Annotated in this window: 20 protein-coding genes; 8 read left to right on the top strand and 12 right to left on the bottom strand. The window is 61.7% G+C overall.

What is annotated here, in order from left to right; all coding sequences use genetic code 11:
• Positions 1-112 precede the first annotated feature (112 nt).
• Positions 113-730 carry a bifunctional phosphoserine phosphatase/homoserine phosphotransferase ThrH gene (gene thrH / locus IB241_RS04715; protein WP_192297184.1) on the top strand — a complete coding sequence of 206 codons (618 nt, stop codon included), beginning with the start codon at positions 113-115 and terminating at the stop codon, positions 728-730.
• A 123-nt stretch (positions 731-853) separates the two neighbouring features.
• Here thrH and pabB read toward each other — a convergent pair whose 3' ends face one another.
• From pabB to IB241_RS04695, 4 genes are all read right to left on the bottom strand, one after another.
• Positions 854-2197: an aminodeoxychorismate synthase component I gene (pabB, locus tag IB241_RS04710; protein ID WP_192297183.1), complete on the bottom strand. Its 1344-nt coding sequence runs from the start codon at positions 2195-2197 to the stop codon at positions 854-856.
• Between the two features lie 99 nt (positions 2198-2296).
• Positions 2297-3283 carry an alpha-L-glutamate ligase-like protein gene (locus tag IB241_RS04705; protein ID WP_192297182.1) on the bottom strand — a complete coding sequence of 329 codons (987 nt, stop codon included), beginning with the start codon at positions 3281-3283 and terminating at the stop codon, positions 2297-2299.
• Positions 3283-4815 (bottom strand): inactive transglutaminase family protein, encoded by a 1533-nt coding sequence (locus tag IB241_RS04700; protein ID WP_192297181.1) that lies wholly within the window; start codon positions 4813-4815, stop codon positions 3283-3285. Before IB241_RS04700 ends, IB241_RS04705 begins: the two co-directional genes overlap by 1 nt.
• Positions 4816-4820: 5 nt before the next feature.
• The gene (locus IB241_RS04695; protein ID WP_192297180.1) at positions 4821-5357 is read right to left on the bottom strand and encodes an ATP-dependent zinc protease; all 537 of its coding nucleotides are present in this window, start codon (positions 5355-5357) and stop codon (positions 4821-4823) included.
• A gap of 272 nt (positions 5358-5629) precedes the next feature.
• On the opposite strand from IB241_RS04695, the gene IB241_RS04690 reads away from it, so the two are divergent.
• The 6 genes from IB241_RS04690 (at position 5630) to prpD (ending at position 14229) form a co-directional block, all read left to right on the top strand.
• Positions 5630-6340: a GntR family transcriptional regulator gene (locus tag IB241_RS04690; protein WP_192297179.1), complete on the top strand. Its 711-nt coding sequence runs from the start codon at positions 5630-5632 to the stop codon at positions 6338-6340.
• Positions 6340-7233, top strand: coding sequence for a methylisocitrate lyase (gene prpB / locus IB241_RS04685; RefSeq protein ID WP_027603670.1), 894 nt, complete (start codon positions 6340-6342; stop codon positions 7231-7233). The genes IB241_RS04690 and prpB overlap by 1 nt, the downstream gene beginning before the upstream one ends.
• A gap of 160 nt (positions 7234-7393) precedes the next feature.
• A complete protein-coding gene (gene prpC, locus IB241_RS04680) occupies positions 7394-8521 on the top strand; it encodes a 2-methylcitrate synthase (protein ID WP_192297178.1) in 1128 nt (375 codons plus the stop codon).
• A 199-nt stretch (positions 8522-8720) separates the two neighbouring features.
• The gene (gene acnD / locus IB241_RS04675) at positions 8721-11315 is read left to right on the top strand and encodes a Fe/S-dependent 2-methylisocitrate dehydratase AcnD (protein ID WP_192297177.1); all 2595 of its coding nucleotides are present in this window, start codon (positions 8721-8723) and stop codon (positions 11313-11315) included.
• Between the two features lie 9 nt (positions 11316-11324).
• Positions 11325-12515 carry a 2-methylaconitate cis-trans isomerase PrpF gene (gene prpF, locus IB241_RS04670; protein ID WP_192297176.1) on the top strand — a complete coding sequence of 397 codons (1191 nt, stop codon included), beginning with the start codon at positions 11325-11327 and terminating at the stop codon, positions 12513-12515.
• Positions 12516-12744: 229 nt separating this feature from the next.
• Positions 12745-14229 (top strand): 2-methylcitrate dehydratase, encoded by a 1485-nt coding sequence (gene prpD / locus IB241_RS04665; protein WP_192297175.1) that lies wholly within the window; start codon positions 12745-12747, stop codon positions 14227-14229.
• Positions 14230-14378: 149 nt separating this feature from the next.
• Here the strand turns inward: prpD and IB241_RS04660 are convergent, their stop codons facing one another.
• From IB241_RS04660 to IB241_RS04630, 7 genes are all read right to left on the bottom strand, one after another.
• On the bottom strand, positions 14379-15701 hold the full coding sequence (locus IB241_RS04660) for an AAA-associated domain-containing protein (RefSeq protein WP_192297174.1): 1323 nt from the start codon (positions 15699-15701) through the stop codon (positions 14379-14381).
• A gap of 16 nt (positions 15702-15717) precedes the next feature.
• Positions 15718-17463, bottom strand: coding sequence for an ABC transporter permease (locus IB241_RS04655; protein WP_192297173.1), 1746 nt, complete (start codon positions 17461-17463; stop codon positions 15718-15720).
• 238 nt (positions 17464-17701) lie between these two features.
• Complete coding sequence (locus IB241_RS04650; RefSeq protein WP_192297172.1) at positions 17702-18430, bottom strand: alanyl-tRNA editing protein; 729 nt, start codon at positions 18428-18430, stop codon at positions 17702-17704.
• Positions 18431-18432: 2 nt separating this feature from the next.
• A complete protein-coding gene (locus tag IB241_RS04645; RefSeq protein WP_192297171.1) occupies positions 18433-19425 on the bottom strand; it encodes a serine O-acetyltransferase in 993 nt (330 codons plus the stop codon).
• A 37-nt stretch (positions 19426-19462) separates the two neighbouring features.
• Positions 19463-20377, bottom strand: coding sequence for a PLP-dependent cysteine synthase family protein (locus tag IB241_RS04640; RefSeq protein WP_192297170.1), 915 nt, complete (start codon positions 20375-20377; stop codon positions 19463-19465).
• 15 nt (positions 20378-20392) lie between these two features.
• Positions 20393-22255 carry a molybdopterin-synthase adenylyltransferase MoeB gene (gene moeB, locus IB241_RS04635; protein WP_192297169.1) on the bottom strand — a complete coding sequence of 621 codons (1863 nt, stop codon included), beginning with the start codon at positions 22253-22255 and terminating at the stop codon, positions 20393-20395.
• A gap of 38 nt (positions 22256-22293) precedes the next feature.
• The gene (locus IB241_RS04630; protein ID WP_192297241.1) at positions 22294-23187 is read right to left on the bottom strand and encodes a DMT family transporter; all 894 of its coding nucleotides are present in this window, start codon (positions 23185-23187) and stop codon (positions 22294-22296) included.
• 160 nt (positions 23188-23347) lie between these two features.
• Here IB241_RS04630 and IB241_RS04625 point away from each other — a divergent pair, with 160 nt between their 5' ends.
• Positions 23348-24772 carry a PLP-dependent aminotransferase family protein gene (locus IB241_RS04625; protein WP_192297168.1) on the top strand — a complete coding sequence of 475 codons (1425 nt, stop codon included), beginning with the start codon at positions 23348-23350 and terminating at the stop codon, positions 24770-24772.
• Between the two features lie 139 nt (positions 24773-24911).
• Here the strand turns inward: IB241_RS04625 and IB241_RS04620 are convergent, their stop codons facing one another.
• Positions 24912-25730, bottom strand: a complete 819-nt coding sequence (locus tag IB241_RS04620; RefSeq protein WP_192297167.1) for a pyruvate, water dikinase regulatory protein — start codon at positions 25728-25730, stop codon at positions 24912-24914.
• Between the last annotated feature and the right edge of the window lie 53 nt (positions 25731-25783).

The raw sequence follows: 25783 nt of genomic DNA, 5'->3' as shown, positions 1-25783 counted from the left end.
AGGTGGGCGATGGTATCAAAATCCGCCCTGCGTTGCGGCCGCGAGCTTGAATCGCTAGAGTTCGGCAGTCCTTTTGCTCGCTCAACGTCAACAATATAAATAGGAGTGTCTTGTGGAAATTGCCTGTCTCGACCTGGAAGGGGTGCTGGTTCCGGAAATCTGGATCGCCTTCGCCGAAAAAACCGGTATTGAATCCCTGCGGGCCACCACCCGTGACATTCCCGACTACGACGTGCTGATGAAGCAGCGCCTGCGCATTCTTGACGAACATGGGCTCAAGCTCGCCGACATCCAGGAAGTGATTGCCACCCTCAAGCCGCTGGACGGCGCGATCGAGTTCGTCAACTGGCTGCGCGAACGCTTCCAGGTGGTGATTCTGTCGGACACCTTCTATGAATTCTCCCAGCCGCTGATGCGCCAACTGGGCTTCCCGACACTGCTGTGCCACCGTCTGATCACCGACGAAACCGACCGCGTGGTGAGTTACCAACTGCGCCAGAAAGACCCCAAGCGTCAGTCAGTACTGGCGTTCAAAAGCCTGTACTACCGGGTGATTGCTGCGGGCGATTCCTACAATGACACCACCATGTTGGGCGAGGCCGACCGTGGGATCCTGTTCCATGCGCCGGAGAATGTGATCCGCGAGTTCCCGCAGTTCCCGGCGGTGCACACGTTTGAGGATTTGAAGCTGGAATTTATCAAAGCGTCGAATCGGTCGTTGAGCCTGTAAGGCTTTCAGCGCGGCGGCTGGCCTCTTCGCGGGCAAGCCCGCTCCCACATTTGACTGCATTCTCATGATGGAACTCGGTCAAGTGTGGGAGCTGGCTTGCCTGCGAAGAGGCCAGCCCAGTCACTACAAACCGTCCAGTGTCTCCAACAACACCCGCACCTTCGTCAGCGACTCCTGGTACTCCGCCTCCCATTCCGAGTCCGCGACAATCCCGCCGCCGCCCCAGCAACAAACCTGCCCGTCCTTGACCAGCAAGCTGCGGATGGCGATGGAACTGTCCATCTCGCCACGCACGTCCAGGTACACCAACGAGCCGCAGTACAAACCGCGCCTTGTAGGTTCAAGCTCGTCGATGATCTGCATCGCGCGGATCTTCGGTGCGCCGGTGATGGAGCCGCCGGGGAAGCTGCCGGCGATCAAGTCGAGGGCGTCCTTGTCATCGGCCAGGGTGCCGACAACGCTGCTGACCAGATGGTGCACGTTGGGGTAGCTTTCCAGGCTGAACAGTTCCGGCACGCTCACCGAGCCGGTGCGGCAGGTGCGGCCGAGGTCGTTGCGCAGCAGGTCGACGATCATCAGGTTTTCGGCGCGATCCTTGGGGCTGGTCAGCAGTTCGGCGGCGTTGGCGGCGTCTTCTTCTGGCGTCAGGCCACGGGGGCGGGTGCCTTTGATCGGGCGGGTTTCAACGCGGCGTTCGCTGATGTGCACGAAGCGTTCCGGCGACAGGCTCAGCACGGCGCCGTCATCGGGCAGGCTCTGGAACCCGGAGAAAGGCGTAGGGCAGGCTGCGCGCAGGGCGCAGTAGGCGACCCACGGGTCCCCGCTGCACGGCGCGCGAAAGCGCTGGGCAAAGTTGACCTGGTAGCAGTCGCCGGCCTGGATGTAGTCCTGAATCCGCACGATGGCCTGTCGATAGGCCTCGGCGGTGAGGTCGGGGGCCATGGGGCCTTGAAGCTTGAAAGGCACCGGTATGTCGCTGGCTTCAGCGCTGAACAGCGCGATCAGCCGTTGCCGCTCATTGGCGGGCAGTGTCGGATGAAACACCAATTGGCTGGTCTGCGCCTGGTGATCACTGATCAGCGCCCAGGCGTACAGCCCAAAACGCGCATCCGGCAGGTGTAAATCGTCGGCTGCCAGATGGGGCATCTGCTCAAGGTGCCGGCCAAAGTCATAGCTCAGGTAGCCGATCAAGCCGCCGGCAAACGGCAGTGCATAACCGGCCGGCAAATCCGCCTCACCTAGCTGCGCCAGGTTTTCCCGCAGGCGTTGCAGGAAATCACTACCGTTTTCGTCAGGCGATACCGTCAATGTCTCTACAGGCCAGGCGCTGAGCAGGTCATAGCGGCCACGCTCGGCAGCCGGGCGGCCGCTGTCCAGCAGCACCGCGCCAGGCGCATGGCGAATCGCTGCGAAATACTCGACGGGGTTGGTCCGGTAGGGCAGCGGGTGTACAGAACAGGTCGACATGCGGGGTGGATCAGCCATGGGCGCGGGGGAGGGCATTGTAGTCCCCTGTAGGACTAGCTCCTAGAGGGGATGTCGGGGATAGACAGTTTGAGGGCCGGATCAACCTTCAACCGGCGGAATATGCCCAAACATTTCCTGCACAAATTTCACCCGTTCTTCCGGAGTTTCGCTCACGCCAGCCGCTTTCAGCTCCTCCAACCGTGCTTCCACCGCGTGGGTGCGCAGGGTCAGCCCGCAGTCGTTGGCGATCTGGATATTCAGCCCCGGCCGCGCATTCAGTTCCAGGATCAGCGGGCCTTTTTCCTGGTCGAGCACCATGTCCACGCCGATATAACCCAGCCCGCACAGCTCGTAGCAACCGGCCGCGAGCTTCATGAAACCGTCCCAGTTGGGCAGTTGCACGCCGTCCACCGCGTTGGTGGTGTCGGGGTGTTTGGTGATGATGTTGTTCAGCCAGGTGCCCCGCAGGGTCAGGCCGGTGGCCAGGTCGACGCCCACGCCGATGGCGCCCTGGTGCAGGTTGGCCTTGCCGCCGGACTGGCGTGTCGGCAGGCGCAACATGGCCATCACCGGGTAACCCATCAGCACAATGATGCGGATGTCCGGCACGCCTTCGTAGCTGATGCTCTTGAAGATCTGGTCGGGTACCACGCGGTACTCGATCAGCGCGCGGTCACGGTGGCCGCCCAGGGAATACAGGCCGGTGAGGATGCTGGAGATCTGATGCTCGATTTCTTCATGGCTGATGATCTTGCCCGACACCGTGCGATAGCGGCCCTCGAAGCGGTCCGCCACCACCAGGATGCCATCACCGCCGGCGCCCTGGGCCGGCTTGATCACGAAGTCGCTGCGCCCACCGATGATCTCGTCGAGCTTGTCGATTTCCTTCTCGGTGGAGATCACTCCGTACATTTGCGGCACGTGGATGCCAGCGGCAATCGCCCGTTCCTTGGTGATGATCTTGTCATCCACGATCGGGTACAGGCTGCGCTTGTTGTACTTGAGCACGTAGTCGGCATTACGCCGGTTGATGCCCATGATTCCCCGCGCTTCGAGGGCTTTCCAGGTCTTCCAGAAACCGAACATTACTGGTCAGCCTTCAAGAACGCCTTGAAACGCACCAGCTCGGTCAGGCGGTAGCCGCGATAACGCCCCATGGCCAGCATGAAGCCCACCAGGATCAACAGGATCGCCGGGAAGGTAAACACGAAGTAAACCAGTTCCGGCACGCTCATGATCAGGTGCGCCAGGGACGCGGCGAACAACGTGCCGATCGCCACTTTCAGCGCATGGTTGGCGCCGCGTTCCTCCCAGGTGATCGACAGGCGTTCGATGGTCATGGTCAGGATCACCATAGGGAACAGCGCCACCGACAAGCCGCGCTCCAGGCCCAGCTTGTGGCTGAACAGGCTGATGGCGGCGATCAGCACCACCACGAAGGTCAGCACCACCGACAGCCTCGGCAGCATCTGCAACTTCAAATGCTCCAGGTAGGAGCGCAACGAAAGCCCCAGCGCCGTGATAATCGTGAACAGCACAATCCCGAAGCCCAACTGCGTCTCGCGGAAGGCCAGGGCGATCAGCACCGGGGTGAAGGTGCCCAGCGTCTGCAAGCCGATCAGGTTGCGCAGGATCAGGATCACCAGCACGCCGATCGGGATCATCACCATGATCATGAAGGTCTGCTGGGTTTGCAGCGGCAGGCCGTACAACGAGTATTCGAGGAAGTTGGCGTCGGTGTTTTCGTCCGTCAGCTTGGCCAGGCGAATCGCGTTCATCTCGCTGTTGTTCAGGCTGAAGGTCACCATGGCTTTCTTGCCGCCATCCACTGTGATCAGGTTTTCATCGCCAGTCCACCACAGCAGGCGGTCGGCGGGCAGGCCTTGTTCGCCGGTTTCCGGGTTGAAGTACAGCCAGTCATTGCCGTTGAAACTGCGCAGCCACAGCTCCGGGGTTTGCGGTTGGTCGGCGACGAGGCGGATGGTGTGGACTTTTTCCACCGGCACGTGGGCGATGGACAGCAGCAACTCGACGATCTTGGCCTTGTGCGGCGTCGACGGGTCGCCCGCCAGCAGCAGCTTCACGTTGTCGTCGTTGAGGTTGTTGGTGCGTTTGATGGCTTCGGTGATGAAGGTCTCGACGTCGGCCGAGTGCTGGCGGATCGGCGCCAACAGGGCTTCGGCGGCGATTTTTTCCGGGCCTTCCACGGCGATGCTGTCGCGGAAGGTCGGGCCCTTGATCTTGACCTTTTCACCGCTGTAACGCTTGGTCAGCACCAGGCGGTAATACAGGGTCTGGTTGCCTTTGGCGCGGCGCGCCGACCAGGTCACCTTGCGGTTGCCGTCGATGCGGTTGACGCTGACCCCGTAGTTGTTCGAGATGAAGCTCTCGTTGAGGCTGACGAAGTCGCGGCTCAGCGGCGGCACGAACATTTGGATCTTCACCGGGTCCTTCGGGTTGGCGACGAACTCGACCTTGGCGTCGATATTCCACAAGTCGTCGGTGGCGTCCTCGGTAACGGGGATCCCCAGCACGAAAATCTGGTAGGCGGTGACCGAAATACCCAACACCACCAGGATGGTGATCAGGATTTTCAGGTGCAGGGTCAGAGAGCGCATTCGGTTTACTCGGCGGTATAAGCGTCGGCGGCGCAGGCGGGTTTGCCTGCTGCGTATTTAAGACTGGGGTCGACCAGCGCATCAAAGCGTTTCAAGGCTTCGGAGCCGATCAGCAGCGGGTATTGGAATGCGCTACGGTCAGTCAAGTTCACTTCGATGCTGCGTAAAGCGTTGCCCATGCAGACGTCGAGGGCAATCACCGGACGGGCGGTGTATTTCTTGTCCTCATCGGGGTCGTAGTCACCGGCGCGGCGCTTGATCTTGCTGACGCGGGCCAAGGGCAGTTCGATGGGGTGGGAATGGGCGGTGTCGATGGCCAGGTAGAAGCGTACCCAGGATTCACCATTGCGCTTGAAGCGCTTGATGTCGCGGGCACTGAGGGAGGCGGTCTTGGCACCGGTGTCGAGTTTGGCGGCGACTTCGAGGTCGATACCCGCCAGCTTGGCGTATTCGTTCAGGCCATACACAGTCTTCTCGGCGGCAACGCCAAGGCTTGGTAGGGTCAAGAGGCTGATCAATAGAAGGAAGGGCTTGAGTCTCATAAATCCCGAGGCTGTACAGTGCGATGTTCAATTCAAGGCGACTGGCATTGCTGCGCAAACTCCCTCGTGCGCCTTTTCATCAGGTGATGTCAGGCAAAAGCGGCGGGCATTCTAACATGATGCTTTTTTGGCGCCAGCGCTGGCAGGCGGCCATGCCCTTATCAAGTGTGAAGGGGGTTATTAGACGATTGTCGACAATGTGGATTTATTCTTTGACTATCCAGGCTTGATTGGCTAGTTTTTGCCACATTGATTTTAAAGGTGTCGACAATATGCTGGATCAAGCGGAAGCCTCGGTGGCGACAACGGACGAATCCCAGACCATGTCTGAGAACGTCTTCCGCCGTATCCAGGCCGCCATCGTCAAGGGCGAGATTGCCCCCGGCAGCAAGATCTCCGAGCCGGAGCTGGCGCGCACCTACGGCATCAGCCGTGGCCCGCTGCGTGAGGCGATCCACCGCCTGGAAGGCCAGCGCCTGCTGGTGCGCATACCGCATGTTGGCGCGCGGGTGGTGTCGTTGAGCCACGCCGAGTTGATCGAACTCTATGAAATCCGCGAATCCCTCGAAGGCATGGCCTGCCGCCTGGCGGCCGAGCGCATGACCGACGCCGAAATCGAAGAACTGCGCCAAGTGCTGCATACCCACGAACGCGACGCCGCATTCCAGGCTGGCGTCGGCTACTACCAGCAGGAAGGCGATTTCGACTTCCACTACCGGATCATCCAGGGCGCCGGCAACCGCACCCTCACGCAAATGCTCTGCGGCGAGCTGTACCAGTTGGTGCGCATGTACCGCATCCAGTTCTCCGCCACACCCAATCGTCCACGCCAGGCCTTTGCCGAACACCACCGGATTCTGGACGCGATTGCCGATCGCGACGGTGAACTGGCCGAACTGTTGATGCGCCGCCACATCGGCGCATCCAAACGCAACATTGCCCGTCACTTCCCCGACGGCGCAGCCCAATCACGAGGTGAATGATGAGTTCCAATAACAAGAGCACCCCAGGCCAGCGTTTCCGTGACGCCGTCGCCAGTGAGCACCCGCTGCAAGTGGTTGGCGCGATCAATGCCAACCACGCGCTGCTGGCCAAGCGCGCCGGATTCAAGGCCATTTACCTGTCGGGTGGCGGGGTTGCGGCAGGTTCCCTAGGGGTGCCGGACCTGGGCATCACCGGCCTGGATGACGTGCTCACCGACGTGCGCCGCATCACCGACGTGTGTGATCTGCCGCTGCTGGTGGACGTGGACACCGGTTTCGGCTCCTCGGCGTTCAACGTGGCGCGTACGGTCAAGTCGATGATCAAGTTCGGCGCTGCCGCCATCCACATCGAAGACCAGGTCGGTGCCAAGCGCTGCGGCCACCGCCCGAACAAGGAAATCGTGTCCCAGCAGGAAATGGTCGACCGCATCAAGGCCGCCGTGGATGCGCGCACCGATGACAGCTTCGTGATCATGGCGCGCACCGACGCCCTCGCGGTGGAAGGCCTGGAGTCCGCCCTTGAGCGTGCCGCCGCCTGCATCGAGGCCGGCGCCGACATGGTCTTCCCTGAAGCCATCACGGAACTGGAGATGTACAAGCTGTTCGCCGCCCGTGTGAAAGCCCCGATCCTGGCCAACATCACCGAATTCGGTGCCACGCCGCTGTACACCACCGAACAGTTGAAATCTGCCGATGTTTCCATCGTGCTGTACCCGCTCTCGGCATTCCGCGCCATGAACAAGGCCGCCGAGAATGTATACACCGCGATCCGTCGCGACGGCACCCAACAGAACGTGATCGACACCATGCAAACCCGCATGGAACTGTACGACCGCATCGACTACCACACCTTCGAGCAGAAGCTCGACGCGTTGTTTGCTGCGAAAAAGTGATTTTGTGGGAGCAGGCTTGTGTGGGAGCGGGCTTGCTCGCGAAAGCGGTGTATCAGCTGTAATTGCTGTGACTGACACACCGTCTTCGCGAGCAAGCCCGCTCCCACACGAACCCAGCTCCACACGCGACTCCCTATAAGTACAAGATTGGAGAACAGACATGGCTGAAGCAAAAGTACTGAGCGGCGCCGGCCTGCGTGGCCAGGTGGCCGGGCAGACCGCACTGTCCACCGTGGGCCAGGCCGGTGCCGGCCTGACCTATCGCGGCTACGACGTGCGCGAACTGGCCGCCGATGCGCAGTTTGAAGAAGTCGCCTACCTGCTGCTGTACGGTGAACTGCCGAGCAAGGCCGAACTGGCCGCCTACAGTGCCAAGCTGAGCAAGCTGCGCGACCTGCCCCAAGCCCTGAAGGAAGTGCTGGAACGCATCCCCGCCGACGCCCACCCGATGGACGTGATGCGCACGGGTTGCTCGTTCCTGGGCAACATCGAGCCGGAAACCGACTTCAGCGTGCAACGCGACGTCACCGACCGCCTGCTCGCCGCCTTCCCGGCGATCATGTGCTACTGGTATCGCTTCAGCCACGACGGCCAGCGCATCGACTGCGTGACCGACGAGCCAAGCATTGGCGGGCATTTCCTGCACCTGTTGCACGGCAAGAAGCCGAGCGAGCTGCACGTCAAGGTGATGAATGTGTCGCTGATCCTCTATGCCGAACACGAATTCAACGCCTCGACCTTCACCGCCCGGGTGTGTGCGTCGACCCTGTCGGACTTGTATTCCTGCGTCACCGCCGCCATCGGCTCCCTGCGCGGCCCGCTGCATGGCGGTGCCAACGAAGCGGCGATGGAAATGATCGAGCGGTTCTCGTCCGCTGAAGAAGCGGTCGAAGGCACCCTCGGCATGCTGGCGCGCAAGGACAAGATCATGGGCTTTGGCCACGCGATCTACAAAGACAACGACCCGCGCAATGAAGTGATCAAGGGCTGGGCGAAAAAGCTTGCTGACGAAGTGGGCGACACCGTGTTGTTCCCGGTGTCCGAAGCCATCGACAAGACCATGTGGGAGCAGAAGAAGCTGTTCCCCAACGCCGACTTCTACCATGCCTCGGCGTACCACTTCATGGGTATCCCGACAAAGCTGTTCACGCCGATCTTTGTCTGCTCGCGCCTGACCGGCTGGGCTGCGCATGTGTTCGAGCAGCGTGCCAACAACCGCATCATCCGTCCAAGCGCCGAGTACATCGGCGTAGAACAGCGCAAGTTCGTGGCAATCGAACGTCGCTGAGTAAGAAGACCGGCGACCCTGAATTGGAAACCGGATCAAATGTGGGAGCGGGCTTGCTCGCGAAAGCGGTGTCTCGGTCGCAGGTGTGTTGAATGACACACCGCTTTCGCGAGCAAGCCCGCTCCCACACTGGGATCGCATTTCAATTCTGGATAGGCACAGGTCTTCCTTTTGCAACTACCGTGACCGAGTCCTGACGATGAACACTGAATTTCGCAAACCGCTCCCCGGCAGCCGCCTGGATTTCTTCGACGCCCGCGCGGCTGTCGAGGCCATCACCCCCGGTGCCTACGCCACCTTGCCCTACACCTCCCGCGTGCTCGCCGAAAACCTCGTGCGTCGCTGTGACCCGGCCACCCTCAATGCGTCCCTGCGCCAACTGATCGAGCGCAAGCGTGACCTCGACTTCCCGTGGTTCCCGGCCCGTGTGGTGTGCCATGACATCCTCGGCCAGACCGCCCTGGTCGACCTCGCCGGCCTGCGCGACGCCATCGCCCAGCAAGGCGGCGACCCGGCGCAGGTCAACCCGGTGGTGCCGACGCAATTGATCGTCGACCACTCCCTGGCCGTCGAAGCCGGTGGTTTTGATCCGGACGCGTTCGAGAAGAACCGCGCCATCGAAGACCGGCGCAACGAAGACCGCTTCCACTTTATCGAGTGGACCAAGAAAGCCTTCAAGAACGTCGACGTGATTCCGCCGGGCAACGGCATCATGCACCAGATCAACCTGGAGAAAATGTCCCCGGTGATCCAGGTGCGTGACGGCGTGGCCTTCCCGGATACCTGTGTCGGCACCGACAGCCACACCCCGCACGTGGACGCGTTGGGCGTGATCGCCATCGGCGTCGGCGGCCTCGAAGCCGAAAGCGTGATGCTCGGCCGCGCCTCGTGGATGCGCCTGCCGGAAAGCGTCGGTGTCGAGCTGACGGGCAAGCTGCAACCGGGCATCACCGCCACCGACATGGTGCTGGCGCTGACCGAGTTCCTGCGCAAACAGAAAGTGGTGGGCGCGTGGCTGGAGTTCTTTGGCGAAGGTGCTTCGGCCCTGACCCTCGGCGACCGTGCGACCATCTCCAACATGGCCCCGGAATACGGGGCCACGGCGGCGATGTTCTATATCGATCAGCAAACCATCGCCTACCTGAAACTCACCGGCCGCGAAGACGAACAGGTCGCGCTGGTGGAGCAATATGCACGTCACACCGGCCTGTGGGCCGATGACCTCAAAAGCGCGCAATACGAGCGCGGCCTGACGTTCGACCTGTCCAGCGTAGTGCGCAACATGGCAGGCCCGAGCAACCCCCATGCGCGCGTGGCGACCAGCGACCTGGCCGCCAAAGGCATCAGTGGCCAATGGGAAGACGTGCCCGGCCAGATGCCCGACGGCGCGGTGATCATTGCGGCCATCACCAGTTGCACCAACACCAGCAACCCGCGCAACGTGATTGCCGCAGGCCTTCTGGCACGCAATGCCAACAAACTGGGGCTGACGCGCAAACCGTGGGTCAAATCCTCCTTGGCGCCAGGTTCGAAAACCGTGGCCATGTACCTGGAAGACGCCGGCCTGGATCATGAACTGGAACAACTCGGCTTTGGCGTGGTGGCGTTTGCCTGCACCACGTGCAACGGCATGTCCGGCGCGCTCGATCCGGTGATCCAGCAGGAAATCATCGACCGCGATTTGTACGCCACCGCCGTGCTGTCGGGTAACCGCAACTTTGACGGGCGCATTCACCCGTACGCCAAGCAAGCATTCCTCGCCTCGCCGCCGTTGGTGGTGGCCTACGCGATTGCTGGCACCATCCGTTTCGACATTGAAAAAGACGTGCTCGGCGTCGACGCCAACGGCCAGGAAATCCGCCTGCAAGACATCTGGCCGAGCGACGAAGAAATCGACGCGGTGGTCAAGGCCTCGGTCAAGCCGGAGCAGTTCCGCAAGGTCTACATCCCGATGTTCGCGATCCATGAAGACACCGGCCCCAAAGTCGCGCCGCTGTACGACTGGCGTCCGCAAAGCACCTATATCCGTCGCCCGCCTTACTGGGAAGGCGCGCTGGCCGGCGCCCGTCCGCTCAAGGGCATGCGCCCGCTGGCGGTGCTGCCGGACAACATCACCACCGACCACCTGTCGCCGTCCAACGCGATCATGCTCGACAGCGCCGCCGGTGAATACCTGGCGAAAATGGGCTTGCCGGAAGTCGACTTCAACTCCTACGCGACCCATCGCGGCGACCACTTGACCGCGCAGCGCGCGACCTTTGCCAACCCGAAACTGTTCAACGAAATGGTGGTGGAAAACGGCAAGGTCAAGCAGGGCTCCCTGGCGCGGATCGAGCCGGAAGGCCAGGTCACGCGGATGTGGGAAGCCATCGAAACCTACATGGAACGCAAGCAGCCGCTGATCATCATTGCCGGCGCCGACTACGGCCAGGGCTCGTCCCGCGACTGGGCGGCCAAGGGCGTGCGCCTGGCCGGTGTGGAAGCGATCGCCGCCGAAGGTTTCGAGCGCATCCACCGCACCAACCTGGTGGGCATGGGCGTGTTGCCGCTGGAGTTCCTGCCGGGCACCGACCGTCATACGTTGCAGATCGATGGCAGCGAAACCTATGACGTGGTCGGCGCACGCACCCCGCGTGCCACGCTGACCCTGGTGATCAACCGCAAGAATGGCGAACGTGTCGAAGTGCCGGTGACCTGCCGCCTCGACACCGCCGAAGAAGTGTCGATCTACGAAGCGGGTGGCGTTTTGCAGCGTTTTGCCCAGGACTTCCTGGAATCGGCGGCAACGGCCTGAGGGGGAACCATGGCACACGTAGCGCAAATCAAGATCCCCGCCACCTACATGCGTGGCGGCACCAGCAAAGGCGTGTTTTTCAGCCTCACGGACCTGCCCGAAGCGGCGCAGGTGCCGGGCGCTGCACGCGACGCCCTGCTGCTGCGGGTGATCGGCAGCCCCGACCCCTATGACAAGCAAATCGACGGCATGGGCGGCGCCACGTCGAGCACCAGCAAAACCGTGATCCTCGCCAAAAGCACCCGCGCCGAGCACGACGTGGATTACCTGTTCGGCCAGGTGTCCATCGACAAGCCGTTCGTGGATTGGAGCGGCAACTGCGGCAACCTGTCGGCGGCGGTCGGTTCGTTTGCCGTCAGCGCGGGGCTGGTCGACCCGGCCCGCGTGCCCCGCAACGGCGTGGCCGTGGTGCGTGTGTGGCAGGCCAATATCGGCAAGACCATCATTGCCCACGTGCCGATCACCGACGGCGCCGTGCAGGAAACCGGTGACTTCGAGCTGGATGGCGTGACCTTCCCGGCCGCCGAAGTGCAGTTGGAGTTCATGGACCCGGCGGCGGACGAAGAGGGCGGCGGCGGTTCGATGTTCCCCACCGGCAACCTGATCGACGACCTCGAGGTGCCGGGTGTCGGCACCTTCAAGGCGACGCTGATCAACGCCGGCATCCCGACGATCTTCATCAACGCCGAAGACCTCGGCTACACCGGCACCGAACTGCAAGGCGCGATCAACAGCGACCCGAAAGCCTTGGCGATGTTCGAAACCGTTCGCGCCTACGGCGCGCTGCGTATGGGCCTGATCAAGCAACTGGATGAAGCGGCCCGGCGCCAGCACACACCGAAGATCGCATTTGTGGCCAAGCCTGCGGACTACGTGGCCTCGAGCGGCAAGGCGATCAAGGCCGGCGATGTGGATTTGCTGGTGCGTGCACTGTCCATGGGCAAGTTGCACCACGCGATGATGGGCACGGCGGCGGTGGCGATTGGCACGGCGGCGGCGATTTCCGGCACGCTGGTCAACCTCGCTGCGGGTGGCGTGGAGCGCAATGCGGTGCGCTTCGGGCATCCGTCGGGCACGTTGCGGGTGGGCGCCGAAGCCAGTCAGGTGGACGGTGAGTGGGTAGTGAAAAAAGCCATCATGAGCCGCAGTGCGCGGGTATTGATGGAAGGCTTCGTGCGCATCCCCGGCGACGCCTTCTAAGCCCAACACCCATCCCTAATGTGGGATAGGGCTTGTGTGGGAGCGGGCTTGCTCGCGAAGGCGGTGGGTCAGTGAAGTCTGTATCGACTGAAACACCGCCATCGCGGGCAAGCCCGCTCCCACAGGGGACTACCTACGTAGAGTTTTTATTCCAAGGCAGGCATTCAAGACCTGCTTTCAACAACCGTGAGCCCGAGGACTAACCCCAACCCTTTCTTGGAGCACTGCCATGAGCGCCAATGTCGACCAGAACAACCGCCCCGACTACGACCAGGTCCTGCAGGACATCGCCGACTACGTCCTCAACTACCGGATCGATTCCCAGGCCGCCCTGGACACCGCCCGCAACTGCCTGATGGACACCCTGGGGTGCGGCCTGCTGGCCCTGCGTTTCCCCGAGTGCACCAAGCACCTGGGGCCGATTGTCGAGGGCACGGTGGTGCCGTTCGGTGCACGGGTGCCGGGCACCTCGTTCCGCTTGGACCCGGTCAAGGCCGCGTGGGACATCGGCTGCATCGTGCGTTGGCTTGACTACAACGACACCTGGCTCGCTGCTGAATGGGGCCACCCTTCGGATAACCTCGGTGGCATCCTGGCCGTGGCCGATCACCTCTCACAAAAACGCGTGGCCAACGGCGAGGCGCCGCTGACTGTGCGTGCGGTACTCGAAGCGATGATCATGGCCCATGAGATTCAGGGAGTGATTGCCCTGGAAAACTCGTTCAATCGTGTCGGCCTCGACCATGTGCTGTTAGTGAAAGTTGCCTCCACGGCGGTGACCGCCAAGCTGATGGGGGCCAGTCGCGAGCAGTTGCTTGCCGCGCTGTCCCACGCGTTTGTCGATGGGCAGGCGCTGCGCACCTATCGGCACGCGCCGAACGCGGGTTCGCGCAAGTCCTGGGCGGCGGGGGATGCGTCGAGTCGCGGTGTGCGGCTGGCCGACATCGCCCTGCGTGGCGAGATGGGCATCCCCGGCGTCTTGAGCGCGCCGCAATGGGGTTTCTACGACGTGCTGTTCAGCCACACCAACAAGGACCTGGCCCTCAAGCCCGAAGACAAACGCGCATTCAGCCTGTCCCAGCCCTACGGCACGTACGTGATGGAAAACGTGCTGTTCAAGATCAGCTTCCCCGCCGAATTCCACGCGCAAACCGCCTGCGAAGCCGCCGTGACCTTGCACCCGTTGGTCAAGGATCGCCTGCATGAAATCGAGCGCATCGTGATCACCACCCATGAATCGGCGATCCGCATCATCTCCAAGGTCGGCCAACTGGCCAACGCTGCCGACCGTGACCACTGCCTGCAATACATGACCGCCGTGCCGCTGGCGTTTGGCAATTTGGTGGCCGAGCAGTACGAAGATGAATTCCACGCCGCGCACCCGATCATCGACGCGTTGCGCGACAAGATGGTCATCGTCGAAGACCCGCGCTACAGCCGCGAATACCTGGAAGCCGACAAACGCTCAATTGCCAACGCGGTGCAGGTGTTTTTCACGGACGGCTCCAGCACCGAGCAGGTGGCGGTGGAATACCCGATTGGTCATCGCCGTCGTCGGGTGGAGGGTATTGCATTGCTGGAAGACAAGTTCAAGGCCAACCTGGCCACGCGGTTTACCGCGCAGCGCAGCGGGGAGATTTTTGCGTTGTGCAAGGATCAGGCGAAGCTTGAGGCCACGCCGGTCAATCGCTTCTTGGACCTGTTCGTAATCTGAAAACACCAGAGATTCAATGTCGAAGTGAGCTTGTGTGGGAGCGGGCTTGCTCGCGAAAGCGGAGTGTCAGTCGCTACCTGTGCTGGCTGAAACACCGCTTTCGCGAGCAAGCCCGCTCCCACATTTGGAACTGTGTTGGTCCTGACTAACTACATACTGCCTTCAACGTCCTCCAGGCTGAATGTCTCGGTGTGGTCGTCATACGAAAAGATCTCCGCATACCGCCCCCACGCCACCACGCTTTCCAGGGTCTTTTCCACGAAGGCTTCGGTCATCGAGTCTTCCAGCTCCTGCTCGAAACGCACCCGTGGCGCGCGGTGCCCGCTGCGTTCGAGCAGTACCTGGTGAATGCGCGCGGCCAGCGGTACGTGCTGGATCAGGTGCTCGGCGAACAGGGTCTTGCGTTCCTGGGTGCCGTAGTCGGCAAACAGTTTGCCGGCGTCGGTGAGGGTGATGTCGGCGCCCTTGAGTTCGGCGAAGCCCAAATGCTCGAGCATCTCGGCCACCGGGAACAGGTCGTCGACTTCCAGCAAGCGCCGCTCGGCCACGGTGGGCAAGCCCGCGTGGCCGTTGTAGGGCTCGGCGGCCAGGGTTTCGATCAGGCCGGCCATCAGGTTGGTGGAGACTTCCGGCAGCAGGCTGCTCATCTTCAACTCCGGCTTGCCGGCGCTGGCATCGGCGCTGCGTCGGTCGGTCATCAGCGCGTAGATGTCATCGACCATTTGCCGGAACGTCGGGTCCAGGCGGTTGCGTGGGTGGGCAAACGGCACCTTGATCTCGGCGACCACCCGGCCGGGGTTGGAGGACAGCACCAGGATGCGGTCGCACATCAACACCGCTTCTTCGATGTTGTGGGTCACGATCAGGATCGATTTGATCGGTAATTGCTTGCCACTCCACAGCTCCAGCAAGTCGGTGCGCAGGGTTTCGGCGGTGAGCACGTCGAGGGCGGAGAAGGGTTCGTCCATCAGCAGCAGGGTCGGGTTGACCACCAGCCCACGGGCGAACCCGACGCGCTGGCGCATGCCGCCGGACAATTCGCGGGGGTAGGCGTTTTCAAAACCGTCCAGGCCGATCAGGTCGATGGCGGCCAGGGCACGGCGGCGGGCTTCCTTGCGTTCGACCTGCAAGGCTTGCAGGCCGGCCTCGACGTTTTCCAGCACGGTCAGCCACGGGAACAGGGCAAAGGTCTGGAACACCATGGCCACGCCTTCGGCCGGGCCGGTCAGCGGTACGCCGTGGTAGCGCACGTCGCCCGACGACGGCTGGATCAGCCCGGCAATAATGCGCAGCAAGGTCGACTTGCCGGAACCGGAACGGCCGAGCATGCCGACGATCTCGCCTTCGTGCAGGTTCAGGTCCACGCCGCTGAGCACTTGCAGCTCGTCCTTGCCTTTGCCGAACACCCGGTTCACATTTTTCAGCGAGTAGATTTGCGGGGTGTCGGCAGTGTGTTCGGTATAGGTACTCATCTCGGCAAATTGCCCCTCAATTCAGACGCAGTTTGTTCTCAGCCATGGCGTACATCGGGCGCCAGACCGCACGGTTGAAGACCACCACAAAGATCGACATCACCACCACGCCCAGGGCGATTTTCGGGAAGTCGCCCGCCGCGGTGGTTTGTGCAATGTAGGCGCCAAGGCCGTGGGCGACCACATTGTCCTGGCCCCAGGACACATACTCGGAAACGATGCTGGCGTTCCATGCGCCACCCGATGCGGTAATCGCGCCGGTGACGTAGTACGGGAAAATGCCCGGCAGCATCACCTTGCGCCACCACAGCCAGCCGCGAATGCGGAAGTTGGCGGCGGCTTCCTTGTAGTCATTGGGAAACGCGCTGGCACCGGCCACCACGTTGAACAGGATGTACCACTGGGTGCCCAGGACGATCAGCGGGCTGAGCCAGATGTCCGGGTTGAGGTGGTAGTGCAGGATCACAATGACGAACACCGGGAACAGCAGGTTCGCCGGAAACGCCGCGAGGAACTGCGCCACGGGCTGGATCTTTTGCGCCAGGCGCGGACGCAGGCCGATCATCACGCCCAGCGGCACCCAGATCAGCGAGGCAATCAGGATCAGGCCGGTCACTCGCAGCAGGGTGATCAAACCGAGCACGAAGACATGGCCGACCTCGGCGAAGGTCACTTCGGTGCCGACGTACTGCACGATGTGGTACAGCGCGTAGGCCGTGAGCAGGCCAATCAACCCGCCCCATACCCAATCGATCACCTTGGACGCTGCCGACGATTCGCTCGGCAATGCCTTGAACGCGCCGCCAGCGAGCCTGAAGGGTTTGTTGCCGATGCGGCCGATGGCGCGGGTGATGGGGCGCAGGATGCGTTGGACCATGCGCGTGCGCTGGATCAGGTTCAACACCCAGGATTGCGGCGCAGCGCCCTGGGAGGCGGTGGTTTCCATGCGGAACTTGTCGGCCCAGGCCATCAGTGGACGGAACAGGAACTGGTCGTAGATCAGGATCACCGCGATCATCGCCAGGATCACATAGCCCACGGCATGCAGGTCTTTCTGGGCAATGGCCAAGGCCAGGTACGAACCGATGCCGGGCAGGGTGATGGTCTTGTCGCCGACGGTGATGGCTTCGGAGGCGACCACGAAAAACCAGCCGCCGGACATGCTCATCATCATGTTCCACACCAGCCCCGGCATGGCGAACGGCACGTCGAGCTTCCAGAAGCGTTGCCAGCCGGACAGCCGCAGGTTGGTGGACACTTCCACCAGGTCATGGGGCAGCATGCGCAGCGACTGGTAGAAGCTGAACGTCATGTTCCAGGCCTGGCTGGTGAAGATCGCGAAGATCGCCGCGAACTCTGCGCCCAGTACGCGGCCGGGAAACAGCAGCAGGAAGAAGGTCACGGTAAACGAGATGTAACCGAGCACCGGCACCGATTGCAGGATGTCGAGCACGGGCACCAGCAGTTTTTCGGCGCGCCGGCTTTTGGCGGCCAGGGTGCCGTAGAGCAGGGTGAAGATCAGCGCCGCGACCATCGCCGCGAGCATGCGCAGGGTGGTGCGCATCGCATATTCCGGCAGGTTGGCGGGGTCGAGGGAAATGACCTCGCTCTGCAGCGTCTCGATGGGGGCCCAGGTTTCCCGCGCAGTGATGGAAAAAAACAGCAGAAAGCCGATCACCAGCGGCAGGGCGACCAAATCCCAACGGTTGGGCAGCAAGCGCATGGTGGATGCTGGTATGTAGTGACGGAGCACTTTATTCATAGGCAGTCATTCCTGCAGCGTTCAGGTTCAGGGGAGCGGTGGGGTGAGCTTGGCTTCTGTTCGAAAGACCCCGCGAGAAGGGGCGGGCGCTCTTTCTCCGAGAGTCAGGTGGCAGTGCATCAGGACGATGACCTGCTGGCGAGATTCTACGTTTCTGAATGTTACAAGGCGGATAAATTTCCTGTCAGTTCGCTGTACGAAAAGCGGCCGGGGGGTTGGCTCCCCAGCCGCGTGGCCATTACTCGAAGCGCAGGATCACCCGCCGGTTGTGTTTGCTCTTCTTCTCGATCTTCTCGCAGAACACCCGGCCGATTTCCTCGGTGTTGATCACGTGGGTGCCGCCGCAGGGCTGGATGTCGATGCCGGCGATTTCAATGATGCGCACCGAGCCCTGGATCACTGGCGGCGCGACCGCCTGGGTGCGGGTGATCTGCAGCAGGGTGGCGTATTCCGAGGCGGGCATCGCCAGGGCCTTTACCGTGTGGGCCTGTTCGATCAGCGCATTGAGGTCGCGGGTGAGGCTGTCTTTGTCGAGGGTCATTTCCGGCAGGTCGAAGTCCAGGCGGCCTTTGTCGGCGCTGATGCTGCAGCCGGTCACGGGGGCATCGATCAGCGAGCACAACAGGTGCAGGCAGGTGTGCATCTTCATGTGCTGGTAGCGTCGCTCCCAATCGAGGCCGGCGTCGACTTGCACACCGGCGGTCAATTGTTCGGGGCAGTGTTCCACCTGGTGCCAGATGATCGAACGCAGCACCGGGTCGCGTACCGTACCGACCACCTCGACCCGCGTGCCGTCCGCCAGGGTTAAGTGGCCGGTGTCGCCCGGTTGCCCGCCGCCGGTGGGGTAGAACAACGTGTGTTCCAGGGCAATGCCGTGTTCGCTGACGGCAATCACCCGGGCGCTGAATGCGTTCTGGTAGGGCGCGCTGTCAAACAGCGCCAGGGTTTCCATGGTGTGCACGGACATGTTCAACCTCGGACGATCAGTGGGCTGGCTTGCAATAAATGACGCACCATTGCGCTCAAGCCAGGGGGGGATAGCAGGGTGATTTCAAATTCCGGGCCGCAGACCTTGAGGTTCAGCGGCAGGCGCGGCAGGTAGCCGTCCGAGTCGATGCGGTGCAGGCGGAACTGCAGGTGATGGCGTTCTTTCACCGTGGGTTCGAGCAACAACCCCTGCAAGGGGTGAAAGTCGGCGTCCAGCACGGTGACCTTGTGGTTGGCATTGATCTCGCCGACCACGTGCAGGCGCTCGTCGAGGGCGAAGGCCCCGAGGTAGTTGCTATGGTCCGACTCGTCGTTTTTTTGCAATTGCACCTGGTTCACCACCTTGACCTTGGTGCCCGCCGGCACGTCCTGGGTGATCACGCAGGAGGGGCTGATGAACACGTCGTCGCCGATCAGCACATAACCCAGCACGCGTGCGCCGGAGCCGATCTCGACGTTGTTGCCCAGGCGCGGGTGGCGCTTGCCGTCCGGGTTGTTGGCAATGCCACGGGCACCGAGGGTCACGCCGCACAGGATGTAGCAGTCGTTGCCGATCTCGCAGGTCTCGCCGATCACGGTGCCGTAGCCATGGTCGAGCACAAAGCGCCGGCCGATGCGCGCGGCCGGGTGGATCTCGGCGCCGGAGAGGATCTTGCCCTGGTTGCTGAGCTTGAGGGCAATGCGTGAAAACACGCCGTTGGTCTGGTCCGGGAAATTCCACACCAGGTGCGCCAGGCGATAGAACAGCACGGCCTTGAACGAGGCGTAGGACTCCAGGATCAGTTCGCCGCGCCCGCGCGACGCCGGGTCACGGTAGGCGTAGGCGATCAGGTCTTCGGCCACGGCCTGGGCGGCGTTCTGCACCAAGGGCGCCAGGTGCGGTTCCAGCTGCTTCATCTGCGTTGGCGTAAGGGTCTTGATGAGGTGGGTGAGCAACTCATCGTGCAGCTGTTGCATGTCAATAAAGCCCCCCATGGAGGCACCCCCACATTCTGGATGGTTGGGAAACCGTTTATTCGAAACTGGGCAGGTAGCTGTCGGCATTGTCGTAGACCATGGTCAGTACCACCGTTTCGGTGGGCAGTTCCGGGGCAAGCCTGGCGATGGCGACCATATTGGCCGCCGAGGACAGGCCCAGGCTGATGGCGTCCGTGCGCATGATGCGTTTCATCATGTCGATGCACTCCTGGCGCGACACCTTGAGCATGCCGTCCAGTACGTCGAGGTTGAGAATGCTCGGAATCAGGCCTATCGACAGGCCCTGGATATGGTGCGGTGCGTGCTGGTTTTTCAGCAGGTCGCATTCTTCCGGCTCCACGCCCATCACCCGCAGCTGCGGCCATGTGGCCTTGAGGGTTTCGCCGATGCCGGTGATATGGCCGCCGGTGCCGATGCCGCTGACGAAGTAGTCCACGCGCAGGTCACCGAAGGCACGCAGGATCTCCGGCGCGGTGGTCTCGCGGTGGGTTTGCGGATTGGCACCATTGCGCTGCTGGTTGAGCATCACGTAGCTGGGGTTTTCCAGCTGCATTTCCAGGCACTTCTCGCCATGGGAGTTGTTGCCCAGGCGGCTGTCCGACAGCACCACCTTGGCCCCGTAGAGGCGCAGCAACTTCTGTTTTTCCGGGCTGTAGTTATCGGGGATCACCAGCACCACTTTGTAGCCCAGCACATTGCCGGCCATTACCAGGCCAATGCCGGTGTTGCCGCCACTGGGCTCGATGATGGTTTGCCCGGCGTTGCGGATCAGCACGCCACGCCGTTCGGCGTCGAGGATCATGCCCAGGGCGATGCGCGCCTTGTGGCTGCCGCCGGGGTTGAGGGATTCGAGCTTGGCGTAGACCTCGATGCCGAGGTCTTCGGAAAACTGCGCCAGACGCACGATGGGCGTGTGGCCGATCACGTCGAGGATGGAGTCATGCAGCATCAGTCGATCCCCGGCTCAATACAACGGCATGTCGGGTTCGACGTCGCGCACCCAGTGTTTCATCCCGCCCTGCAAGACCTTGGTATTGGCGAAACCGGCCGCCAGCAGGGTCGTGGCAGCTTGTTCGGCGCGGGTGCCGGCGTAGCAGATCAGGTAGTGGGTATTGTCGCGGCTGAGGCTGTCGAGTTGCCTGTCCAGTTCGGCCAGGGGAATGTGCACCACGCCTGGTAGTTTGCACACTTCCAGTTCGCTGGCGTCACGCACGTCCAGCAGCACATCGGCGCTGTGGTGGTGTTCGAGCAGTTGCTTGAGGACGCGGGGCTTGATGTAGCGTTCTGCGGCCAGCGACGGCTGGCTTGGCACGGCGTCGGCGCAGACCGCTGGCGCCTGGGTCTGGCTGTGGCGCAGGTCCGAGCAGCACGGGCAGTCGGCGCGGCGCTTGAAGCGGATCTCGCTGAACTTCATCGCCAGCGCATCGAAGCGCATCAGGCGGCCGGACAGGGGTTCGCCGATGCCGATCAGCAATTTGATCGCTTCGGTGGCCTGGATCATCCCGACCACGCCGGGCAGCACGCCGATGACCCCGCCGGCGCTGCAATTGGGCGCCAGTTCGGCGGGCGGAGCCTGGGGGAACAGGCAGCGGTAGCACGGCCCACCTTTATAGTTGAGCACGCTGATCTGCCCGTCGAAGCGGTAGATGGCGCCGTACACCAGGGGTTTGCCAAGCTGGACGCAGGCGTCGTTGACCAGGTAGCGGGTGTCGAAATTGTCGGTGCCGTCGATCACCAGATCGTAGGCGCCCACCAGTTCCAGGGCGTTGTCGGCATTCAGGGCGGTGTCATGGGCATTGATCTGGATGTGGCGGTTGAGGTCTTGCAGGCGCTGCTTGGCGGACTCGACCTTGGGCAGGCCCAACGTGCTGTTGCCGTGGACGATCTGGCGTTGCAGGTTGCTGCTTTCCACCACATCGAAATCCACCAGCCCCAGAGTGCCGATGCCGGCTGCCGCCAGGTACAGGCTGATGGGCGAGCCCAGGCCGCCGGTGCCGATGATCAGCACCTTGGCTTTCTTGAGGTTCAACTGGCCTTCGCGGCCAACGCCCGGCAGGGTGATGTGGCGCACATAGCGCTGCACCTCTTCATTGCTCAGCGTGTCGACATCGATGCCGCCAGAAGTGGCGAGCAGCACTTCGATCCTGGCCTTTTCCGGGAGGCGATCATCGGCGCCCACCAGTTCTTCCTCGGCGGTAAACAGGAAGTGCTCCTTGAGCTGGTTGTTCTTCTCGTGGAACAGGTGCGGGCGCAGTTGCGGGTGGTTGATGCAGAGGTTTTCAATGACTTCGCGCAATGTCGATCCGGTGCCTTCAAGGGTCGATTCCGGCAGCTTGGCTACGCGAACCAGAATGTCGGGGAAAGAGACAGCGTTCATGGACAACTCCGTGTGCAGGTCGTTGAAAGGGTTGAGGGCGAAATGCTTGCCATCCCAGGCAAACAGTTTTGAGCCCAGGGCGTGGCCCTGGCGAACGTCGACCACCAGATAACTCACAGGGAAGATCGGTTCGCCCATGAACAGCGCCTTGTCCTGGTCTTCGTCACTGAAGTAGGCGCCTACGTCGGGGTGGGAGTGATAGATCACCACCACTGGGTTATTGCCGCGAGACGCCTTGTTCATCAGTAGGGTGTCGGCCACCGAGAAGGTGTAGCCGTTGGCGGCGGTGCGCGGGTACATCTGGGGGGTCTTGCGGTGCAGCTCGTTCTGGATATTGCTGCCCAGGTGCACACTGCCGTCGGCGAAGACGAAGCCACAGCATTCCTCGGGATAGCTGGAGCTGGCGTGGGCGTAGATCTGTTCCAGGGCTTTTGGGCGGAGGACGTCCATGTTTCTCTCGCGTGGTTGATGTTGATGGGGCCGCAAGCTCAATTTTTCTTGGCCAGGAGTTTTTCAATCGGCAACTTGGTGATCGCAAAGCCGGCCAGCAGGATGGCCGAGTACAGCATCAGGTCGCGGGAAATCGCCATGCCTTCGTACCAGGCGCCGATGATCACCGCGAACACCGGAAAGATGATGAACACGAACGACAGGATGATCGGGCTCAAGCGCTTGAGCAGCATGAAGTACACGATGAACCCGCCGACCGAGGCCACCAGCCCCAGGTAGAACAACGCGCTCCAGGAGCGCAGGGTGATGGCCTCGAAGGTCGGCGTTTCAAACCACAGGCCCGCCACGAACAGCATCAGCCCGGCAATGCCGATGGGCAGGGTGTTGTAGGTGATCACGCTGATGGCGCTGCCTTTTTGCTTGGTAATGACGTAGCACAAGGCGTGCATGATCGCGGCGCTCAGAATGGCCAGTACCCCGAGAAACTCGGCGTGGTCCAGGTGCAGGCCCTGGCTCTTGATGATCATGTAGAGGCTGCCGAAACCGATGCCGATGCCGACCACCTGGGAGAAGTAGATGCGCTCGCGCAGGAACAGCGCGGAGAAAATCAGGATGAACACCGGCATGCAACTGAACAGCAGGGCGGTAAGCCCGGACGAGACATGCATCTCGCCGTAGTTGAGCAGGTAATAAGGAACACTGAAGTAGGAAAGCGTCACGAACACGAAGAACCAGCGGCTTTCCCGGGGAAACAGGATCGGCTCACGGCGCACCATGGCAAAACACAGGAACAGCGGGAAGGCGATCAGGAAGCGCAGGCCGGCGGACGTCAGCGGTGGCACGCTCTCCACGGCGATCTTGATGCCCAGCCAGGTGGTGCCCCAGCTCAGGCACACGATCAGGAACATCACGCTGGTGACCAGGCCGGCCAGCCATTGTTTCTGGGATTTGGTTTTTTCAGTGTTTTCGAGAACGGCGGACATTGGCATCGTTTATTACTTCCATGAGCCGGAATTGAACTCTATATTGACTGTGTATTGAGTTGTTTCATCCGGTGATTGAACCCGTAAAAGCACACTATTAGGGCGAAAGATGGCTGTCAAAACAAATATTGACATGGTGTCAATTATGCGTGAGGGGTTGTCCAGCGGTCAGGGCGTGAAGTACAAGCGCCTGTCCGATGTCATGGAACGGGGCATCCTTGAAGGGCTGATTGAACCAGGACGAAAGCTACCGCCTCATCGGGTGCTTTCCGACAATCTGGGGGTGACCATCGGCACCATCAGCCGGGCTTACGGCGAGTTGGAACGCCTGGGGTTGGTGGTGGCGCGGGTTGGGGATGGAACTTTCGTGCGCAAGCGTGGGATGGAGCGCCAGCGCGATGAAGGCTTTCGCAACTTCAGCGAGGAGCCGCGCCAGTACTTCGACATGAGCCGCAACATGCATATCCCAGGGCAGGAAACGGCCTTCCTGGCCCAGAGCCTGCAAACCCTGGCGACCAACGCCAAGTTCCTCCAGGACATCAGTGCCTACACGCCCGACGCCGGGCTGCCGCGTTATCGCGAGGCGGGTGCGCAATGGCTGGTACAGCGCGATTTTCATCCGATTCCCGAGCAGGTCATCTGCGTCAACGGCGGCCAGCACGGTTTGCTCTGCGCCATGATGGCGTTGCTGCGCGCCGGCGATACGGTGGTCACCGAGCAACTGACCTATCCAGGGTTGATCACGGCGGCGCGCATGTTGGGCGTGCGCCTGATCGGCCTGGAGATGGATGAGGAAGGCGTGCTGCCGGGGGCGTTGGATGAAGTCTGTCGTAACCACCGGGTTTCGGCGTTGTATTGCACGCCGACCATTCAGAACCCGACCACTGCAGTACTTTCGATTCCGCGCCGCGAAGCCTTGGCCCGGGTCTGTCGGGAACACAATCTACTGATTCTTGAAGATGAAGCCCACGGCGTGCTGGTGGAGGATCGTCCACCGCCCCTCAGCTATTTCGCGCCTGAGCGTACGATTTTGATCAGCAGCTTGAGCAAGGCAGTGTCTGCCGGTTTGCGCGTGGGCTATGTGCATGCACCACCGGCCTTGGTCAGCCGCATCTCGGCGGCGCTGCGCTCGACCTGCTGGATGGCCACGCCGGTGACGCTGGAACTGGCGACACAGTGGATCGAAAACGGCACCGCCGAATACCTGCTGCGCCAGCAGATCAATGAGATCAGTCGCCGCAAAGCCTTGGTGCAAGGGTTGTTGGCCGGTCTTGAATACCGCACGCACCTCAACAGCCCGCACTTCTGGATTGAAGTCCCGGAGCCGTGGCGCGCGTCGGAAATCGAAGCCGAGCTCAAACAGAACAATTACCTGATCGCCACCGCCGAGGCGTTTGCCGTGGGGCAGACGGCGGTGCCGCAGTTTATTCGGGCGAGTATCTGCAATACGTCGGGGGATGATCAGTTGCTGTTGGCCGGGTTTGATGCGCTGGCGACCGCGCTGGGGCAGGGCGGCGGACGATTTCAATTGTAGTGAGCGGGCTTGCCCGCGCTGGGGGGGCAAAGCCGCCCCAATAAGGCCGCCGCGGTGTTTCAGGGAGACCGAGGTGCCTGGGATTGGGGCGGCTGCGCCGCCCAGCGCGGGGCAAGCCCGCTCACTACAGGCTTCGGGGTTACTTGAATCGGCGCTCTACGCCTTTTTCGACCAGAATCTTCGCTGAAATCTCTTCCACCGAGAAATGCGTGGAATTGATGTGCGCAATATTCTCGCGGCGGAACAGATTTTCCACTTCACGCACCTCGAATTCGCACTGCGCATAGCTGGAGTAACGGCTATTGGGCTTGCGCTCGTTGCGGATCGAGGTAAGGCGGTCCGGGTCGATGGTCAGGCCGAACAGCTTGTGCCGGTGCGAACGCAAGGCCGCAGGCAGCGTCAGGTGTTCCATGTCGTCCTCGGTCAGCGGGTAGTTGGCCGCGCGGATACCGAATTGCATGGCCATGTACAGGCAGGTCGGGGTCTTGCCGCAGCGCGATACGCCCACCAGGATCAGGTCGGCCTTGTCGTAGTAGTGCGTGCGGGCGCCGTCGTCATTGTCGAGGGCGAAGTTCACCGCCTCGATACGCTCCATATAGTTGGAGTTATGGCCAATGGAATGGGACTTTCCTACAGAGTACGAGGAGTGTTCACTCAGCTCTTGTTCCAGGGGCGCCAGGAAGGTCGAGAAGATGTCGATCATGAAACCATTCGAGGTCGCAAGGATCTCACGGATGTCTTGATTGACGATCGTGTCGAAAATGATCGGCCGAAAGCCGTCTTTTTCAGCCGCCAGATTGATTTGTTGTACCATGGCCCGCGCTTTTTCCACGCTGTCGATATAAGGCCGCGTGAATTTGGCGAAGGTAATGTTTTCGAACTGCGCGAGCAGGCTTTGACCCAATGTTTCGGCTGTGATGCCGGTGCCGTCGGAGATAAAGAAAGCAGATCGTTTCATTTGAGCCCTGGGCCTTAAGCTGATGACGAATCTTGGATATGATAGGCGCGATT

This window comes from Pseudomonas sp. PDM05 (assembly GCF_014851685.1).
Taxonomy (GTDB): domain Bacteria; phylum Pseudomonadota; class Gammaproteobacteria; order Pseudomonadales; family Pseudomonadaceae; genus Aquipseudomonas.
Note: the sequence above shows the minus strand (reverse complement) of the source record. Positions and strands in the feature narration are given on the sequence as shown.